This window comes from Aestuariibacter salexigens DSM 15300 (assembly GCF_000429145.1).
Classification (GTDB): Bacteria; Pseudomonadota; Gammaproteobacteria; order Enterobacterales; family Alteromonadaceae; genus Aestuariibacter; species Aestuariibacter salexigens.
Genome location: NZ_AUBH01000003.1, coordinates 279,568 through 299,854 on the forward strand (window position 1 = coordinate 279,568; position 20,287 = coordinate 299,854).

The 20,287-nt window shown below is 45.9% G+C and carries 10 protein-coding genes; 5 read left to right on the forward strand and 5 right to left on the reverse strand.

Translation table 11 applies throughout. The annotated features are described in order from the left end of the window. On the forward strand, window positions 1-1,860 hold the full coding sequence (locus G441_RS18155) for a glycosyltransferase family 2 protein (protein ID WP_084407293.1): 1,860 nt from the start codon (window positions 1-3) through the stop codon (window positions 1,858-1,860). Window positions 1,861-1,867: 7 nt separating this feature from the next. Here the strand turns inward: G441_RS18155 and G441_RS0107165 are convergent, their stop codons facing one another. Then, window positions 1,868-3,643 carry an immunoglobulin-like domain-containing protein gene (locus G441_RS0107165; protein WP_026375717.1) on the reverse strand — a complete coding sequence of 592 codons (1,776 nt, stop codon included), beginning with the start codon at window positions 3,641-3,643 and terminating at the stop codon, window positions 1,868-1,870. A 187-nt stretch (window positions 3,644-3,830) separates the two neighbouring features. Here G441_RS0107165 and G441_RS19240 point away from each other — a divergent pair, with 187 nt between their 5' ends. From G441_RS19240 to G441_RS0107180, 3 genes are all read left to right on the forward strand, one after another. Further along, window positions 3,831-8,321 carry a glycosyltransferase gene (locus G441_RS19240; RefSeq protein WP_051275403.1) on the forward strand — a complete coding sequence of 1,497 codons (4,491 nt, stop codon included), beginning with the start codon at window positions 3,831-3,833 and terminating at the stop codon, window positions 8,319-8,321. Between the two features lie 97 nt (window positions 8,322-8,418). After that, window positions 8,419-9,075: an acyltransferase gene (locus G441_RS18165; protein WP_240485096.1), complete on the forward strand. Its 657-nt coding sequence runs from the start codon at window positions 8,419-8,421 to the stop codon at window positions 9,073-9,075. A gap of 1 nt (window position 9,076) precedes the next feature. Further along, window positions 9,077-9,988, forward strand: coding sequence for a GT-D fold domain-containing protein (locus tag G441_RS0107180; protein ID WP_026375718.1), 912 nt, complete (start codon window positions 9,077-9,079; stop codon window positions 9,986-9,988). A 29-nt stretch (window positions 9,989-10,017) separates the two neighbouring features. Here G441_RS0107180 and G441_RS0107185 read toward each other — a convergent pair whose 3' ends face one another. Then, complete coding sequence (locus G441_RS0107185) at window positions 10,018-10,959, reverse strand: hypothetical protein (protein ID WP_026375719.1); 942 nt, start codon at window positions 10,957-10,959, stop codon at window positions 10,018-10,020. Window positions 10,960-11,041: 82 nt separating this feature from the next. After that, the gene (locus G441_RS0107190) at window positions 11,042-11,785 is read right to left on the reverse strand and encodes a sulfotransferase family protein (protein ID WP_034474657.1); all 744 of its coding nucleotides are present in this window, start codon (window positions 11,783-11,785) and stop codon (window positions 11,042-11,044) included. 240 nt (window positions 11,786-12,025) lie between these two features. Here G441_RS0107190 and G441_RS0107195 point away from each other — a divergent pair, with 240 nt between their 5' ends. Further along, window positions 12,026-12,799, forward strand: coding sequence for a glycosyltransferase family protein (locus G441_RS0107195; RefSeq protein WP_156896301.1), 774 nt, complete (start codon window positions 12,026-12,028; stop codon window positions 12,797-12,799). Window positions 12,800-12,826: 27 nt separating this feature from the next. On the opposite strand, the gene G441_RS0107200 is transcribed toward G441_RS0107195, so the two are convergent. Beyond that, window positions 12,827-14,461 carry a hypothetical protein gene (locus G441_RS0107200; RefSeq protein WP_156896302.1) on the reverse strand — a complete coding sequence of 545 codons (1,635 nt, stop codon included), beginning with the start codon at window positions 14,459-14,461 and terminating at the stop codon, window positions 12,827-12,829. 11 nt (window positions 14,462-14,472) lie between these two features. Beyond that, window positions 14,473-20,286 carry a protein kinase domain-containing protein gene (locus tag G441_RS19245; RefSeq protein WP_051275404.1) on the reverse strand — a complete coding sequence of 1,938 codons (5,814 nt, stop codon included), beginning with the start codon at window positions 20,284-20,286 and terminating at the stop codon, window positions 14,473-14,475. Window position 20,287: the final 1 nt, after the last annotated feature.

A 20,287-nucleotide genomic window follows, 5' to 3' on the forward strand; every position in this document is an offset into this window, starting at 1 on the left:
ATGATCAGGAACCTCGCCAGATGGCTTGCTCACAGCTCCAAATGGTTTGCACGAAAGAATATTGCGCAAACCAATCCACAGGTGCTTGAGCGTGGTTGGTATGAGATTTCCGTTAGAGAAATAACAGACCAGACCAAGTTGTTACTCGTGACACAGGAAAGTCGTCAAACTCACTTTTCTCTCGGACAACCCGTTAGTGGAGTGAAAAAGCGAAAACTCAAAGTCACTGAGAAGGCAACGTTGCAATTGAGAGGACCAGGGAAGATAGTCTCGATTGCCCTTATCAGCAGTTTAGCTGGACGGTTACTTTCGACAGGTCGATTGTTTATTCAAGATAATCGAACAACGCAAACAAACATTAGACTGGCGAAACGACTCTTATTCGGCGATGGGCAGATAGTCAATCACACATTAAATATGATTGCTGACGCTGAGCTAGATTTGTTTTTTAAGCTAAAACAGTTACTGAAAAACCTTCAACGCCCAAAAGTAAAAGTAGCAGTCCTTGGATTCAATAAACTAAATGACGCTGAGGCATGGCATCAACTGGATTATGTTCTGCTAAGCGATGAGCCAGTTACACTCCATGCTGCTACTGAACACAGCTTTAACTATTATCTGGACAAATTGTCCCAGGCTACACGTCCAGCCTTTGTATACAGCGATCACATCAACTCACGTGGAGAAGTCTTTGCTAAACCAGACTTGAACCTACCCTTTTTGTACTGTGCTGATTATGTGGGACCGGCACTGTTTGTGAGCACGTCGTTTCTGAAACAAATATCGATTGAAACAATTCGTGATAGGTTGACGCTGTTTCACATCTTTCGGCGGCTTGCATCTGATAGGCCATATGACATTGCGCATATACCGCAACTATTACTGTGTAGTGATGGGCAAGTCGTCAATGCCCGCACTACCGCTCCACTTCCATGGCCCCTTATCACACAGCACACAGACGATAATGGAATATGCAAACTCACTGGTGATGTGCCCAGCCCGGCACCGTTTGTCTCGATTATTATTCCATCCAGAGATAACACCGCACTGTTGAAACGATGCATAGAAAGTATTCTGGCGCTCACCCAGTATCCGGAGTTTGAAATCATCATTGTAGATAACCACAGTCAGACCGAGGAAGCGCTGCGTTATTTTGACTCATTGCATCACTCTCACATCACTGTACTACGTTATCCCCACCCATTTAATTACTCCGCAATCAATAATTTTGCTGTACATCATGCTCGCGGAGACTACATTGCATTGCTAAATGATGATATTGAAGTGAAGACGCATAATTGGCTGAACGACCTTATGGCCTGGGCAGCTCAGGAAAATGTGGGCGCGGTAGGAGCAAAATTATTTTACCCTGACGGTCGCATTCAGCATGCTGGGCTGACAATTGGTATGGGGCATGCCGCAGGACATACACATCGCTTCGAAGACGGAGAGACGTGCGGTTATTTGGGCCGACTATGCAGTACACAACAGGTAAAAGCAGTCACGGCGGCTTGCCTGGTGGTTGAAAAACATAAGTTTAATCTAGTGAACGGTCTTGATGAACGTGAGTTTGCCATTGCCTATAACGATGTTGACCTCTGCCTGAAACTTGACAAGCTCGGCTATCAAAATATTTTGTGTGTTGAAGCCGAGCTAATTCATTATGAGTCGGTCAGCCGTGGCAGCGACCTTGAGCCAGAGAAACAGCAGCGTTACCGTCGAGAGCTAAAAAAACTGCAAAGAAAGTGGCACACCCGGGGTTATACCGATCCATTCTTTAGTCCATTACTTCCTCCCCACAGCGAAACCGTAATTGCCCCCACTATTGAGTTGACAGCATTTAGTGAAACGCCCAATTAATGTTTCGTTAATCATACTCGTCATTTAATTCATCGCGTCGGGTATAGACAAAATCAGCATCGATTCCAGAGAAAATAATAAAATTAAGAGTTTGCCAGTCTGCATAGCTTTCCCCATAGTCGATCCTTGATATTCGCTCAGGAAAAGTGAGGCGCTCTTCAAACCTCGATGCCGAGCGAATATTTCGTAACACTGTGACGAAGGACTCATCGCCGTGCGCGATAAGTAACACATCACCAAACGGATTTTGTTTGACAAGTATGTCGGTGACTGATGTTGTTCTGAATTCAAACGGCGCTTCAAAGTAAGGCTGATTTAGCTGGTATGGCCAACGCTGCCATGTACTTGGAAACGTATAGATGAAATGTAGTTCAGGATCTGAAATGCTCTGAAACACGATGCCGGATTCATTGAACAGCACCATAGTAAACCCATCTTTCGATGCACTATCCAGTAATAAGGAATTGATTGTTGTAACGGTGCCATCGGTATCGACCTGTATCACGTCAACGCTGTGTTCAATATCATCATAACGATACACGACCGTATCCGACCTTGCGGCTCTGTCTATTGTTTCTTCGTGCACCACAAGGTCGCAAAATCCACGCGCTTCCTGAATAAGCGCGCCTTCCCCATCAACCGTACCTTCGTCGGTCATAAAAGTGCTATTGAAGTAATTACATGTGCCTCCTGGAACACTGATTACCTCAGCAGTATCGACTTCACCGATCGCATCTTTATAGTCGACTTTCGTTCTTGGAATAATGGCCAGATTGCGGGCGTTATCAATCGTAATGCCATCTTTAATAGTAAGATTCTGTGGTAGCGTACCATCCAATGCAGGGTCAGCTATCGTGTCGTTGATGCCTTCATTTAGCCCGTAAATAAATGAGGTCGCACGATCATTTTCATCAAGTGAAACACCGTACACTTGGGTATATGTAGGGCTGCCAAACAGGTTCTCTTCCTCGATAGTATTAAACGCAATGGTGATTCCAGTTTGGAGTGTGGAAAACGACGTCGCGTAAAGCCCACTTTCGGGAACGGGGACACCCTGATCGATAATATGTATATCGATGTAATCGGTAAAAACCACGTTGCCTTCTGCATCCTCAAATTCGACTTCCAGGGTAGCAATAGCATCACCGTCGACATGTGGCAGTTGAGCGTAAACAGTAGTCTCGAAGATATTAAACGTTTTGTTACCGTCTCTGACTTTAAAAGGCTTACCGCCGTAACCAAAGTAGGCTCCACTGGCATAATTTAGTTTCTCGCCTGCCACCTGCGTCAGAACCGGTAGCGGATAATAGTCTCCTTCTCGCTCAACGAGCGCTATCTCAACAATTGATGCTTCAACCAGTTCGACCATTCCGTCTGTTACCACATTCCCACCAAAACTGAACGTATAGTTGACAGGTGAAATAACAGTAAAAGTAACCGATACTCTCTCAGCGGCATTACCCGCACTATCTGACACATCATAATGTCGGATATAAGTGCCTATTGAAGAGTTATCTACACTATCCCCAGACACGATAATGCGATTGGAAATATCGCCATCTACGTCATCAGTTGCAGTGGCGGTTATCGTTGGAATAGGGTCGCCGACAGCTAGCTCATATGATCGAGTGTCAGGGTTTAGACTGAAGTAGGTGCTACGGTATCTTGCCTTGTCTGTCCGTCCGCTCCTCCGCCACAGCCAAAGATGACCGAAATTGCGAAAATGACCGATAATAACCGCTGCATGTTCATAGTAGATTCTCGTCCCTGTAAAGAAATACATTCGCTTCTTTTAGCGTCACGTTACCATAGGCTATGGTGACAGAAAACCCAGCACATATGCCTAACTCGGTTGCATGCCCCACACCAATTGTTTATCCTTGCGCGGTTAAGTGTTGTCATTCGTAACGCGCTATGAAACACCTTGAATCTCGCCTATTTTGACCTTTTCAAGTCCAAGGATTTACTACATGAGAACTGCATATTTTGTTTTAGGCATGCATCGTTCTGGCACTTCAGCTATTGCTTCAACTTTTCATCATCTAGGCGTAAGTTTCGGTGAAGCATTGCTGCCTGCGACTGAGGACAATCCTAAAGGTTATTTCGAAAATAAAGCGCTGCAGGCCTTTAACGAGGAACTACTCGTTACTGAGGGGCATGGCTGGGACAGTGTGTTTTTTGATGTCGATGATTTTGATCCAGACAAACGCCAACGTCTTGTCCGCCAGGCAACCAAAATTCTGGAAAGTGAGTTCGGCATTTTTCAACAGTTTGGTCTGAAAGACCCCAGGCTATGTCTGTTGTTTCCCATATGGGAAGAAGCCTGTAAAGCGCTTGATATAGATATCAAGGTTGTATTGGCCTATCGCCACCCGGCAGAAGTGGCTCAATCCCTTAAAGCCCGCAACGGCATGAGTCTGCAGAATGGCTTGGCACTGTGGGCTGACCATATGTCAAAAGCAGAGCGCTATAGCAGAGACTATCCACGCTGTCTGGTGTCATACCACCGGTTACTGACCGATTTTGACAACACTACCTCAGATATACGCAATTTCACTGGCGTAAGTACTTCATCATCTTTGGATCGTGACAATATTATCGATGCAAAATTACGTCACTATCACCAGTCAAGAAACAATCTGGCGGACATCCCCACCTTTATAGAAGCAATCAACAAAGCCTATGAAAGTGGAAAACTCGATACCAAATCGCTCGATAAGGCAGCACGAGACCTAGAGCATCTCAAGGCCTTCTTCTATAACGAGAATAAAAAGAATCTGTTCGTTCAGGTCTTTGACGACAGGAAAAAATACAAAGCCATCAAAGACGATTACTTTGCCAAGCTTCAGCACGCTGAAAACCAGGCAGAGAAGCGCGACAAAAAGTATCAGGACGCCGAACAGCAGCTGGTTCAGCTGAACGACAAAAATAAGTCGCTTCAAGATGCGATACAGCAAAAAGACGAGCGTATTCGCACTGAAGTCGACCGAGCTAAGCAGGCTGAAGACAGTATCAGGCAGCTACAGCACAAACTAAATGTCAGTGAAATTGATGCTAAACATTTTGACTTTAAAATCTCAAAACTTAGCAAAGAAAATGACGACCTCAAGCAGGCCTTGGTCAGGCTTAATGAGATCAAACAGGAGAAAAAGGACGCAGAGAAATTATGTGCCTCACTGAAAAGTGAGTTATCGACGCTAAAAGAGCAACTGAGCCAGTCCAAACAGAATGAGAAAGAGCTGGTGTCGGCTAATGATGCGCTGACCGACGACATCAGACAACAAGACGATAAGATTCAAAAACTGAATGAACATATCCAGACAATGCAAGCTGAGCTCGCCAGTAAAGAGTGTGAGATTGAAGATCTTCATATCTCTATACAGCGCGTGCAATCGAAGTTAGCGGAAAAAACAAAGGAATTTGAAACTGCTCTCGCTTCACAGCGTGACAAACTAACCAACAAAACCAGCGAGTTTGAAAATGCAGTTGCTACGCTGAATAACAAACACGCTGCCAAAGCCAAACAACTTATTGCTGAATTCCAGCGTGATAAGCAGACCATAAAAGACCAGCTTAAGTCAGCACACAAGCAAACTGTATCTGAACTGTCTGAGCAGCTAACAGCGCTCGAGCACAAACAGGAACTGGTTAATGAGAAAACTGCCCAATGGATTGAGTTAATCGTTAAGCCACTCTCGACGATAGCCGCAGAACAGTATGGAACAGGCGATAGTCGCGGAAGTGTAGTCGACAGATTCTCCGCGTCATTCCTGTCAAGAAAAATGGAGAGGGCGACCCGCAAATTCCTCAAAGCAATAGACGTCGCGAAGCATGTACCTATGACCTTCGTTGCGCAGTTCGATGAACAAGGCTATTACGCAGCCAATGAAGATGTGGAAGTGGAAGTGGATGCTGGAAAGTTCTCCTGTGCATTAGAGCACTTTCTGTACTTTGGGTTTGATGAAGCGTTGAGCGGCAAACGAACGTTTCATCCCAAGGGACGTTTCTTTGTTGCGACGCATGGCGAGCATGAGCGAGACATAAAGGACTACGTTGTCCACCTGAGAGACTTTTACGACGCCATAGCGGCACGCAGAAAGGCGGAGAAAATCACTCAACAACGCAAAGCACAGATACAAACTGAAAGCAGCTCCAGCGACCATATACAAGAGCCTGCTACGGTCCCAGCTGGATCGCCGAATGGCGTTGTCAGACCGGCTCCGAACTACATTAAGGCCACGGATACATGGCCGAGCGTTGATATCATCCTGCCCGTCTATAATGCGTTGGATGATGTAAAGGCTTGCATTAGCTCTCTGTATAGCAATCAAACCGTGCCATTCAATCTGATTGTGATTGATGATTGTAGTGAAACCGACACGCGAGACTGGCTTATCAGCGAGCAGCAAGAAAAAGGCTTTACGCTGCTCAGAAATGAGCAAAATTTACGGTTTACCAAAACCGTAAATCGTGGACTCGCTGAAAGTAAAGGTGACTATGTCGTATTACTGAACAGCGACACTATCGTCACAGCCTACTGGCTAGAAAAGATCCTGTGCTGCTTTAATTCTGACAAACAGACAGGCATTGTCGGGCCACTCTCTAATGCGGCGAGCTGGCAGACCGTTCCCGTTCGCGAAGATACCGAGAACGGCGGCTGGCTGGTAAATGAAATCCCCGCCGGCTATTCCATTGAATTGATGGGACAATTAGTAGAGACAGTCTCTACACGTCAATATCCGAGTGTGCCCTCAGTGAACGGCTTTTGCTATGTCATAAAGCGGGATGTTATCAATACCATCGGTCAGCTTGACGAGGAGTACTTCCCAACAGGCTATGGCGAGGAAGACGACTTCTCCATTCGGGCCAGAAAGGCTGGCTTCACTATTCGCGTCGCCGATGACACCTATATTTTCCACGCTAAATCAAAAAGCTATACCAAGGAAGTGAGGAAAGTACTTACAGTAGGTGGGCGAAAGTCTCTGGATAAAAAGCACGGCAAAGAGGAAATCGAGAATCTGATTGCCGCCTGGAAGGCTGAGCCATGTCTGCCGCAGATTGGCAAGGACATACAAAGCTTTATGCAAGTATCATCGGGTAACAGGAAAGTGGTATACACGGCCATATTCGGTAACTACGACCACCTGAAAGTACCAGAGTATATTAATCCTGACTGGGACTATGTGTGCTTCACCGACAACCCTGACATAACGTCCGACGTTTTCACTGTGAAGTGTGTTTCACCGCGCTTTGAAAACACAACCAAAAACGCGCGCATGATTAAAATTCTCAGTCATCTGTTTTTGATTGGTTATGACATATCGCTGTGGATAGATGGAAGCGTAAAATTACGCGGACGTAATATCAATGAATTGATTGAGAATAATTTATCTGAGCACTACATCTCGCTGCATCGACATGTAAAGCGAGCCTGCGTGTATGAAGAGCAGGAAGCGTGCGCCCTCGCCCAGAAAGACGGTGCTGAGATTCTTGCCAAACAGGTTGAGTTTTATCGTATAGAAGGCATGCCTGCTGACGCAGGACTGTTCGAAACGGCTGAAATTGCCCGTATACAGGCTTCCCAGGAGGTACAGCGTTTAAATTCATTGTGGTGGCAGCAACTCGACGCATTCAGCATTCGTGACCAGGTTTCCCTACCCTACGTGTTTTGGAAATACGGGTTTAGTAACCACTTTATGGAGGGTAATCAATGGCTGGATGCCTATTTCCATATGTACAAACACAATGCTGAACAAAACAAACTGTCTACCCCTGTAGAGATTGTATTGCCTGTAGAGAGGCAAGCCTCCCAGATTGCAGAATACGTGGCACGCATTTTTGAGAAAACCTGGTATGCACCATTTAGCCTGTCAGTGCTCCTTCCTGATGATCAGGGCATCAACGAATCGACCAGAAATGAACTAATCGAAAAATATGATTCTCGAGTGTCATTTCATACGTACAAAGGCGCAATGTCGATAGAGAACCTCAACGCCTTTATTAAAGCCGGTACGTCAGAGCTGGTGTGTTTACTGTCTGAGGATGTAAGGCTTTTTAACAGTGACTGGCTAGATATGCTTGTTGACGGTATGCATCAGGACGAGTTGGCCACGATTGCAGGCCCTACGGTACTCAATACGGCATATGACTTCGTTGCATCTGGCGTGCGCATCAAGCGCAAAGAAGGCGAGGTTGTTGATATTTACAATTCGCGCAAACTAGGTGGCACAGGCACGGTTTCTGCGGTCCACCAGGCCTGTGTGTTAATTCAGCGAACGGCGTTTAATAAACTCAAAGGATTTGCAACCGACCTGGGTGATACCCGTTCGTCAATCATTGACTTATGCCACAGAAATGCACAAATCGGTTTTAACTGCCGTTTAGTATTAAATTCTGAAATAAAAGTCACTGATGATGTAGAACACATAGACTTGGAAACACTGCAGCAGCGTTTATCCTAATCAGGTAAATGCGCATTCAACAAGGTGTGAAGCAGGTTGTAATTGATTGAAAAAAATACTCTCAAAAGCACGACAAAGTGTGTATAAACTGGTTGATATGACAAATAAAAATATACCCAATTTTAAGGGATTAACAATTGACGATCAGGGCGAAAATAATGAAATACTCATCGACGATGAGTGCGTATTCAATCGTTCGAAGATTGTCATTGCAGGCAATAACAATAAAGTCACATTAGGCGCCACACTGTCATACAATCAACTGGTTATTAATCTTAAAGGCAATAAAAAACGCATTAGTATAGGTAATAGCAACAAGCACATTAATAATCTGAAGTTGGTGTCAATCCGAGGCAACCATCAAATTATCACTATCGGCCGTAATCTGAGTTGTGGTGGTATGGAAGTGCAAATGAATGATGGCAATGAATCACTGACTATCGGCAAAGACTGTCTGTTTTCATGGGGGATCAAGGCCCGCACATCAGACGGCCATTCCATTATTGATATTGACTCTGATACGCCTATTAATTTTCCTCAGGACATTTCCATAGGTGATCACGTGTGGATCAGTGAAGATGTCAGACTGATGAAAGGAGCCATTATTCCCTCCGATTGTGTTATCGGTGCCGGCGCCATCGTGACCAAAAAATTCGATGAGACGAACAGCGTGATTGCCGGCGTGCCAGCAAAAGTAGTCAAGCGCAATATCAAATGGGACCACAGGCAACCTTCCAAATATAAGCCGCAATAACGTGGACGAATCAGATTACCTAACTTCCGTATTTTCAGTGCGACAGAGTGGTTTCGTTGTCTTTTATGAGTTGTTGCAGCGCATCAAGAATAAACAGCCTACTTCACTTATCAGATTAGGAGATGGAGAGGGCGCTATCCTCGGTTACCCGGACATTACGTCGAGAAAGCATGTAAATAGTTTTTTCAATACTTGGTACGGGCATACCGACTTCCCTGAAGAAGCGATAGTACAACACCATAGACAACTCAAAGAGGCTATTCTTGCAGCAGACATTGTCGGCCTGCCACGGGAAAAACAAATCAATAAGTCGCCAAGATGGGCAGCGGTAGAGCAGGCTCTGATGAAACACCAGCTCATCGACAACAGCCTCATCATTACCGACGCAGCTATTCATAGATACCTGACATTTGCGCTGTTCTATCGGCCGTTATTGGCGAATCAGCCGTTTTTGGGCATCATCAGTTGCCGTGACGTTGCCACCAAACTGGCCAGAGTTTTTCACATTGACGACGTTGCGCATTATCCCATCAAAGGAGAAAGTGCGTGTCCAGGTGACCACGACGCTCCTCATTTCCCAAACGACTTTGAAAAGCTCAGAGCGACCCTCACCGTGCCGTTTAAAGGTGCCATTTTTCTAGTAGGCGCTGGCGTATTAGGCAAAACCTACTGTCAATGGATCAAAGAAAGAGGCGGCATTGCAATCGATATAGGATCAATGTTCGACGCGTGGGAGGGCGCACCAACTCGCACACGGCACCCAGTTCACAAACTCGAACGATATCTTGAAACGCCTACTATTTCCCTGCCAGAAGCGGTTGAACGATATAACGCAACGTTGGTAGACAGAGAGCTTGATGGACAGCAGGTTGATATTAATGATTTACCGAGCGGCTTCCCTGCCTCTTGGTGAGGTTTCGATTAGATGGCAGGCCGGTAATATCAATCAGACGGAATCAAGTTCTCGAACATCTCATCAACGATGACCTTCATTTGTGCTGGTGTAAATGCAAAGCTATCGGACTCTTGAGTTAACACCTGTTGTTGCAAATCATAAGTGTCGCTCCCATTATTGAGCTGTTCTGACATCGCATTTATGTCCAAACAATATTTCTCTACATTGTTAAGTGCATTATTTCTTGCACGTTCACTTATCAGCACTGACTCTGAACGAATTTCGGGTAGCTTTTGGCAGAATGCATCTGACAGAAAACCTGCAGCTTTGCCTAACTTTTCATTGAGTAACTTTTGGAACTCTAACTCTGCCCTGGTTAATGAACGATTTATCGTTTTATTTAAATAATGAAACCCTTCGTTGCTGACGCCGAGCCAGCTGAGCACTTCATCTAACAATTGCTTTTTGCGTGAAGAATAATTGATGATTTTCAGGTTTATGATCTCTGAATCTGCACAATACTTTACAAATTCATATACTCTTTTCGTGTGTCGATAGGATTTCGAAAAATTCTCAATGGAATCTGTATAACCGCCTCGTTTCACGGCTTGCTGGTAGGCAGACTGCATGTGTTCCAGCGGATTTCTGATAAACAGCAGGCAATCAATGCTATTTATACCGAATTCAGACATTAAAAAGTCAGTAGCCGCATCTAGCTCGCCCGTAGGCATCCTTCTGAAGAATCGTTCACCGCTAAAAAAAAGATTTTTGCTTGGATCATATAATTGATGCAGGCGTTGAAAAAAATTCAGGTTGTAAAGAGACTCATTCCCTGAAGAAATCTTTCCAACAGATGCAGTTTCAATTTTCTGGTTTACCGGATAGTAAAAACCTTTTTCAGCAAGCAAATTGTGGTTTTTAGCTAAGAAAGACTGAATAAAACTTGATCCCGTCTTATCTTGACCTACGTGTAGGTAAAGTCGACCCATGGTGTTCACCCGAGTTTTAAAGATTAACGCTCAAAATCGGCGTGAAGTATACACGTTTTAAGAACTGGTTAGGACAAGGTTATCACTTATCTTGGTGCGAAAAACGCTGGTTTTTCACGAAAAAATACAGTGACGCATACATGATGGCTAAATCGTCAAGTATGGATGTATTCTCTGACTTAATGCTAGGAAAGACAGCCTGCCGCTCAATGTTGATTCCATCCAGCTCCAAAAAGTCAAATACTGTCTGCAAAGTCTCATCATGCTTTTCTAGCAGCGCTTGTTGGCTCAACACCAAAATTTGGCTTCTATCAACCAGACTAAATAACCAACCCAACTGCTTTTTATATTCGCCTCTTCGAAGGTATGAGCGATCTCGCCAGGGCGACTTTCTTCCCCACACACTGTTTTGCTTTTCCTTTCTTAGCCGCCAGCTCTCAAGCAAAAAGCTCATCAGCATACTCCGCGACTCCCTACCTCTTTGGTAACTCATTCGGTAGTGAGATACGGCTCTCTCTACCGGATCTCGCAGCAGTACGATAAATTTTGCATGCGGATTATACTCGACACATTCCTTTAGGAACGTCGGGTTTGCCAGCGTGACGGGAGTGGCATCACAAACAATTTTTTCCCCTCGGTAGTGTAAAAACTTTTTACCGTAACGTTTGACTGCATATGCTTGTTTATCTGGCGAAGCATAATAATCTGGCTGATCAAAAACGTGTGCTTCTTTACCTTCCGCCAGGCAGACATCAGGGTGCTGCGCTAAAAAGTGGGATAATGCCGTAGTGCCCGCCTTTTGAACCCCAACAATTTGCAGGTTCACCGTGGGCACAGTCGAAGGAGGTGTACTGCACATCTGTCACTAATCTGGTATATTCCAGTCCGTATTGAGAGCATCTCGAAGCATATTGTGTCTGAAAACCGCGCCAAAACAATCATTTCTTTTTTTCGAGATTATAAACGCTATAGCGGCGGTCATCAGAAGTTTCGGGATTATTTGCTACATACCGTATCACTCCCATCAGTCCACTGTATGCTTTATGTGCAAAATCGTTGCGCCGTCATGCCCCATCTGTTCGAAAATATAGAAAACGTCGAATATCAGGAGCAATATGATCCCAGTGTAGCCGACGTTGTCTTTTTAGCGGGCATGGACTGGAAACATTATCTTCCTCATCAGGCAGAGCATCATCGCGTCATTAATCTAATTCAACATGTCAGACATGCAGACCCTGACCTTGAGCTGTTTGGTTTTTTAAAGCAAAAAGCGTTGAGAATATGTGTATCCGATGCGGTAAGAGACGCTATCGCTCCCTACGCAAATGGTGAGTGTATAACGATACCGATGGGGCACTCTATTCCCACTATTGTGCGGGATAAAGAACTGGAGCTATACATTCTGGGGAGAAAAAATCCCGATTTTGCAAACAGAATGGATAACTGGGCTAAAGAGCAAGGAATAAAGACGAAAACAGACACGGGGCTTGTAGACCGAAAGTCGGTCTTTGAAAACTTTGCCAGGTCAAAAGTTTCGCTCGTGTTGCCTCATTCAACCGAAGGTTTTTTCCTACCGGGTATCGAAGCGATGGCCTTGTCAGACGTTGTTGTGGTTCCAGACTGCATCGCCAACCGTGAATATTGCCTGCCTGAAACAAACATCACTCGCTGCGACTATACAGAAACGGCCTGTCAGAACGCGATACTGGATGCTCAAGCACGATTATTGAGCCCGGCACATGCGTATCGAAAGTTCAGGGGCGAGCGGCTTGCTCGCAGCTATTCACTGACAGCTGAGCGAGACGCCTACAGAGATTTACTGACTAAACGACTTCTGTAGAACGTCTAACCCGAATTCTTTTCAATACTAGTCAGCTGGCCGTGGCGGCTGCTGGAATCGACGACCGAAAAACTTCCACAAACTGTCGATATCACTTTCGTGATCACCATCAACCTGCAATTCACCCTTGTTAAGCTCATCACTGAGCGCCCTTACCTCGTAATAGTGATAAGGGAATCTTGGATGACCCGCTACTACATCCACCAAGACTTCTCTTGCAGCCGAACGAGCCTGTCTTAAGGCTAAACCATTCTCCTGGAAAATGATCTGTAAGGCCGAATTTGCTTCTCTAATCGCGTCCCAGTACGATGCAATGCTTTGTTTACTGCGAAGCGATGGTAAGTCAATTGAACGCTTCAGGCTCTCAATAACCTGTATTTCTCCCTCTGAAGGCTGTGTGGGAGAAGACGTCGCTGATGACGCAGCAAGCTCACTGACAATTTGTTGTCCAGGTTGTGATGCTGGCCTCTCAGGTTCAGGCTGTGGCGGTGTTTCTGCAACCACTTGTGAAGCAGCGTCAGACACCGCGTCTTGCGGAGTCTTTGCAATAGTGGTTGTTAGACGCTTCGGTGTAGTGTTATCTGTCACTTCAGCCTTTGAATTGTTATTACTTTCAGTGCGTACATCTTTTGCCGGAGTAACGTCACCAGCCTGACTTGTTATAATGTCGCTTGTTTCACTCTGAGCGGTTTCCAGCGCTTGTGGTATAGATTGGATGACGCTAGCCGAGCTCTCTACCTTACTGCTGGCTGATGCAGCTTCAGGCTGCTGAGATACAGCATTTTCAGTAGACAGCAATGACGTCTTGTCTGCGTGTATCTCATTGACTGTAGACGTGTCCCTTGATGGAGCACTTTGCGGTGCTTGCTGTGCGTAAAGTTCCTGCTCAAAGATGGAAGAAAATAACATTAAATCTTCGAATAAATTACATTCATATTCGATGCCCTCTTCGATACTTTGCGCACAGCGAGTTTCCAGTTCTGCCGCATACTCACTAAACTGGCGTCGAATGGGTAATGCAGCATCAGCGTATAGTCTCTCAATTCGGGTAGTCGTTTGAGTATTTCCATACAAGTAGCTGTCTAGTGCCTGAATGACTGGGTTATCGTAGTATTCAAGCTCTCTCAAGAAAGACTCCCAAAGCGTCGTATCAAGGCCGTCTTCTTGTAAGTAAAATATTTCGGTACGCAGCTTTTCCAGAAACTCATTCTTTTGCTGACTATTCGCGGTTCCCCAAAAACCCAAAAAAACCTGCTTTCTAGCCTCGGCGAAATTGCTCGCTTCTACATTCTGCTTAAAACGCGTATACAAGTTAAGATCTGTTACTGTACGCAGCTCTGCTGTTTCAGCTTGCTCGGCGTCAGTCTCTTCATCAGAGGGTAAAATGATGACCAGAAGGACAATAACAATAAGACCCGCTCCGACTGCAACGACAGTGCGCAGATTTTGTTGCAATAGTGATGTGACTTGCTGAAAACCTGTGTTTTGTATCGCTGGCTCTTGTTTCTCTACCTCGACGGATTGCTTTTGCGTGGCGCCGACTGGAGCAGGAGCATTTCGCTCGAGACGTGCAGCAATCAACCTGCCTCGCTGCTTAACAAATTCATCATGAGAAATCAGTCGTTGATTATGTTTTTTACTTAATTTAGCCAGCGAGTCCATATTCACCTCAGTCACAGAGATCTTACCAGCCTGAAACCAGTATTCTCTTCGCCATTGCTTCCGACGCTCCGGCGGCTTTCCACCACACAATCACGGTATTCATCATCCCAGTACCCTCCCATTGCGACAAAAACGCCACCATCCGATACAAGTTCCTGTGCATTGCCTAAATGGTTTGTAATGCCCCAAGCATTGACTGTGTCACGAGATTCGTAATTGATAAGTTCCATTCTAATTCCTGCGACAAGATTGCCGCCGGAGAAAACACGGCAGTTTTTCTCTTTCGTTTCACCATTCCCACCAGCACGGGCGGCATGCTGCCATTGCTCAACAGTTGGCACCCTGTAGTTAAACCCGGTGCTATCACTTAACCATTGAGCAAACGACACAATCTCAGCGACCGGACGGCCGACCACAGGATACAATTCAGGTCGACGATATGACTGAGCCGCGCTTTTCAGATCATTAATAGATGCACCACATTTGCCAGTTTGCTCACAAAACACCTCATAAACACCAAGCCGAATTTCATATCTTGAGATGGCATATGGCGTTTGCTGGCCTGTCATCCCGGGAACAACGACCATGTTAGGCCCCCTTACATTGTCCAGCATATAGTCACTGCAAGATTTTCCATTCCCCGCCATCGATTCCGTGCATGGCACTGCAGGTCGACGTTTAGGTTTGCTGATAGCCACGGGCGGCGCAGTCTTTACCGTCTCTTGTACTGGCTCACTTTCTGGCTCGGTTTGCGGCACCTCAACCTGTTTCACCTGAGGCTCTTCAGGGACGATTGTTGAACTTGGAGATTCGTTGCTGACAGCAGAGCGACGTTCAACGTTAGGCGTGGAGACCGGAGCTGACTGAGAGGAAGACATAGAAATGTCAATATTGGCAATAATGGGGTTGTTGGCAAAGCGCTCTAATGCAGAGTTTTTGATAGCTAGTGCAGCCGCCGGATCGGTTTGCGCGACGCTGACGATATTTTCCGCCACACGATAAAGTTCATAAAGCCGATCAAGCTCATTGCTACTAGGCAACTCTGCGCGAGCTCTGTCTATATTCATCTTTGCGTCAGTAAAGTTACCCAGCCCTGCAGCCTGACTGGCAAGCTCTTGATACTTCTGGCTAAACTCCGTTGCAATCTCCAGAGCCAACTCGGCATCCAAGACTCCTAAACTTCGTAGCTCCTGACGTTTTTCTTCTGCACTTTCAAAGCCACTTGCTTGTATCTGAGACGTCAACTCAGCGCGAATAGAGTTGATCCGAATTTGCTTTTGCCTTGCTTCTTCTGCTGCTGCGTATGATTGTTGCGCTTCATCTATGCGGTCGAGATAAATGCCGGTATCTCGCGAAGGGTCAAATTCAGATACGACATCAACCACTTCTCTGGCTGCAGAAAAGGCATTATTTAATAGTTGCTCATCAAACAATGTCAGATACGATGTAATGATGCGAGTTTTGACATCCTGTTTTCGCTGCTCAGCCACATCAAGCTGCTCAAAATCGCGGAGTAACTTCTTCAATGCGCTTTGACGAACTGTAGAGTCTTCCCTCTCGAGCAATGTCAATAACTCCCGCTCAAGCTCAGCAGCTCTTGTCTCCACCGCCTGCATCTCCAATGTTTGGGATTTTTGGGACAATTCGGTTTGCAACTGCTTAACCATGACATTATCAGCAAAATATTCGGCAAGCGCATTGGCATCGTCGAGAGCTGATGCAAGGTCAGAATTGCTTTGCGAGCGTATTTGCTGCATGAAGCGGGTAATGAACTCCTGCTCTGCAGAATCGATCACCAAACTGCCCTGTGATTCAATTTTAAGCGTCTCTACCGCCGCTTCAAATGCAATAATGTCGCTTGCGTTTAACTGCTGTTTACGGGATATGTCAATGACATTTTGCTCGAGGGCAGCAATACGCTGTTGCTCTTGTAGTTGCCGCTGTTCGGCAGCCTGACGGTCAAGCAGGTTGCGCTGATCCTGTTGAGCAGCAACCAGTACTCCCTCCTCGTCTGTAATAGAGGTTTTTACTGCCTCTGACTTTGCGAAGCTTCCCGCTTTATCCAATGCTGCCTGGGCGTCTTCCCAAAGCTCCTGCGTTCTTGCTCTACGGGCTTCGAGTAGGTAGCTTGATGCAACCACATCACTCATTTCATTTACATCGGATTGTGTGGGTTTTAATTCGGCAAACCTAGCATTCTCAAGCTCCACAGCTTTAGGTTCACCTTCTCGTGATAAATTGCGAATTCTTCGTTTTGCATCCGCGATCTGGTTTTGCCACTCTGTTTTCAGATCAGCAACTCTGGACTGTAGCTTTGAAACATCTATTAACTCACTGTTATCTGCGAGCAAACTCTCCGCTTGCGACCATTGTGCGGTTTCAATCAAAGGCTCTAACTGGTCAGTTAATACATCTTCAACCATGCCCTCTATACGTCTGAGTAATTCGTCTCGAGGAGCCAGATTTCGAAGTGAAGAAATAGCGGTACTAGCACTGGTAAACTCTTGCAATGTCGCATCGTCGGGTATTGCACTTAACACTTGCCGTAGCTGTTGCACTTCGGCTTTCACAGCAGCAGCATCACGTCGCTCAACGATGCTGGCAAGCAACTGACCATTTTCTTCAATGAAGGGCGTGAGTGCTTCAAACTTTTGATAAAAACCTGCTGCAAATTCTGCCATTCTAAACGCGCTGTCAAAATCACCGTCACTCACGCTCTGGTTGATTTCCTCATACAGTTTTGTACGCGGCGCCGCGCTTCGCAGGAAAGCATCATCTGGGTTAATTTGCTTAATTTCATTCCATATCGCATCGAATGACGCAAAGGATGTTTTAAACTCGTCGCTTGGCATCTCTGTTAACAACTGCGATTGAGCATAAAGTTCTTTCAATCGATCGTCTTTCAGTTTTTCGAACTGCTGCTCGGTCTCATTGAGCTTCAATTGCAAAAACCTGCCATCACCCATATTTTTTGCAACCGTTCGACCGTACTGCAAAACCTGACTTGCCAGTTCAAATTCTCCGCTTCTGGCTAAGCTGATTGGGCGGTTTAGCAAATAGCTTTCTAACTTGCCCTTGACTTTGTCATTGGAGAAGAAATCCTGCTGAGCGCTTTCACTTTTATCAAACCACTTATCAAACTCAATCAAAATGGCACTATCTTTTCGCGCTGTCAGCAGCGCTTCGAATTCGGACAACTCTTTATGATTGAGATAAAAATATGTCCCAGATGTCCCGATAATTAATGCCGATGCGATAGCGATGCGCGTAACTTTTTGCTTTGTTGACAGCTTGACTTCTTGCTTGAGAAATTCATCCAGAAACTCTTTTACTGAGGGGGTCCTGTCGTTTCTTTCAAACGCCAGACTGCGCTGTAAAACCTGACTCTGCCATGGCTTTAGCTTTTTCAGCTTGGGTGGTTTCAGCCCCATTTCTGCAGCTTCAACAGCAGGGATCTTTTTGCCATCTTTCAAGAAGGGATGACGGCCACTGATAAGCTCATAAGCAATACATGCCAGCGCATAGATATCATCGCGAGGATCCGCATCTGCGCTATTATCAAGCATTTCCGGCGAGGCATAGGTGGGAGTAAGCGCACCAATGTCACCGGCATCAAAGGTATCATTATCGGTGTGTTCACCGGTTGAGGCGGCGCGGGCGATACCAAAATCAAATACTTTGACTTCGTCACGCGATATAAAAACGTTGCCCGGCTTCAAATCACTGTGCACCACGCCTCTTCTATGCGCATACTCGAGCGCAGAGCTAAGCTCTTTAATCCAGCGCCGTGCGGTTGCCAGTTCAACGCCATTAGGGTGTTGTTTGATAACCTTGTTCAGTGGGTCGCCGGTCATCAACTCCATGGTCATGAAGATGTGTTGTTCATCACGGTCGAAGTCGAAAACATTCACAATGTGAGGGTGAGCAAGATTCTGAGTTTTCCTTGCTTCCCGTTGCAACGCTTTCAACGAATCAGGATGGTCACGGAATTCATCGTTTAACACCTTAACCGCGACTTCAGTTTCAACATCGCCGGCGTCTACACGACGAAGGTCCTCGGCTTTGTACACATCACCCATACCACCCCGACCGATAAACTCAATCAGCCTGAATCGGTTCTTAAGCACGCTGCCAACAGATACGTTATCGACATTTTCAGAGGCTTGAAATGGCTTACTCCAGGTTGATGATGTACCTGAGGTTAGCGACGTCTCTGTATTGAAAAAGGTATCCGTCTCGGTCGATGAAGTAATAGATGTAATGGTGTCACTGTCAGAGTCATCGGTAGACACTTTTACCCGTGTTTTGTCATCATCTTCTTCTGCAGCGCCATCAACGGATAATGGACGTTTGGGCGCAACGACAGTTTTGTCGTCATCTATATCATCTGGCTCTTCTCGAGCCGGCTTTTTAATTACGGTTTTATCGTCATCCTGAGACTCTACCGATGGTGTTGGCGTGTGCTGCTTAATAACGGTCTTATCGTCATCATCTGCATCAGACTCAGGTTCGGGGTCGGGGTTAGGTAATGCGCTGGCTTGTGGCTTTTTAATGACGGTTTTATCGTCATCCAACGGTTCGTCTTGATTTTCTTCAACATCTGGCGACGTATCGGGAACGTGTTCAGGCTCTGGAGTCTGTTCAACGCCCGCATCGACAGTTTCTGCGGAATCAATATTGTCACCTTCGGTAACCAATACGTCGCCGCCAGTCAAGTCTTCTTCTAACGCTAGATTCGCTTCACTAACCGGATCAGACTCCTGATGCTCACCCTCATCAGGCGATAAGTCAGCGGCCACCGATTCAGGCTCTAATTCAGGCTCTAATTCAGGCTCTTGCTGAATTTTGTCCGGCCACTCAGCCTCACTGCCTGCTTCCCTGGCCTTATCCCTTAGGTGTTCGTATACCGCCTCGTTTAATGTTTCTTGCAGGTACGCGTCAGCAATTATAGCGACGAGTTTTTCATGCTCATCTGACTGTGCTAAAAGATCCAAAGCCGTCTGTTCAAACGCCTGATAGCTCATGCGATGCTTTAAGAACGTATCCAACACTTCGGTTAAAGTCTGAGCAGCAGATTTCTCCTCACCTTCTGTTTTTGGTGTGGGTTTTTCGTTCTCCTGTTCATCTGATGCGGTCGATCCGGCCTCAGGCTCAGAGCTTTCGTCCTGCTCAGAGGCGACTTCACTGCCTGAATCAGATGTATCTTCAACTAGCACCTGAGACGTTATCTCTTCAACGCTGTTGTCTTCCTGAATACCTGCATTGTCATCTTGAAGTTCTGCCTGCTCTGATGGCGATATAACTGTTCGACTGACAGTTTTCCCCAGAGTGTCAGTTTGAGAACTTTCTGCTCGCTGTGTGGTTGCACGATTGATCGTAGCAAAGAGCGCCTGACACGCCGACTTAGGAAGAAGTTGGCGCTCATCCAGTTGCGTAACGATTCGATAGTACTCATCAAGCTTATTCAAATTATCGAGCAGCTCGCGTTCCAGTGACTGCTCCAATTCGTTCAGTGAGCACAGCCGCTTCTGGTATTGTTTTACTGCTTTTTGAAATGATAGTCCGCTAGCTCCTGATGAACTTGGCGTGTTTCTCTGCGTATCTTTAGCAGACGTTTCTGCTGGGCGAGAACTATCAAGATAAAGTGCGTCAAACGTTTGTTTGTCAATAAGTTTTCGACTAAACAATTCGAGCAGTACATGTTGGATTTTAGCTCGGTTATCTTCAGATGCATTTAGCGCATCCTGAAGATCCTGCTTTAGTTGAGAAAGGGATAAACTGCCGTCGAGGAAGCGTTTAAGACTGGTTTTAAATGCATCGATCATA

Excerpts from the sequence above, each read along its gene's own strand:
- G441_RS19245 (WP_051275404.1), bottom strand. The coding sequence starts at position 20,286 with ATGATCGATGCATTTAAAACCAGTCTTAAACGCTTCCTCGACGGCAGT.
- G441_RS18155 (WP_084407293.1), top strand. The coding sequence starts at position 1 with ATGATCAGGAACCTCGCCAGATGGCTTGCTCACAGCTCCAAATGGTTT.
- G441_RS0107185 (WP_026375719.1), bottom strand. The coding sequence starts at position 10,959 with ATGGGTCGACTTTACCTACACGTAGGTCAAGATAAGACGGGATCAAGT.
- G441_RS19240 (WP_051275403.1), top strand. The coding sequence starts at position 3,831 with ATGAGAACTGCATATTTTGTTTTAGGCATGCATCGTTCTGGCACTTCA.
- G441_RS0107200 (WP_156896302.1), bottom strand. The coding sequence starts at position 14,461 with ATGGACTCGCTGGCTAAATTAAGTAAAAAACATAATCAACGACTGATT.
- G441_RS18165 (WP_240485096.1), top strand. The coding sequence starts at position 8,419 with ATGACAAATAAAAATATACCCAATTTTAAGGGATTAACAATTGACGAT.
- G441_RS0107195 (WP_156896301.1), top strand. The coding sequence starts at position 12,026 with ATGCCCCATCTGTTCGAAAATATAGAAAACGTCGAATATCAGGAGCAA.
- G441_RS0107165 (WP_026375717.1), bottom strand. The coding sequence starts at position 3,643 with ATGTATTTCTTTACAGGGACGAGAATCTACTATGAACATGCAGCGGTT.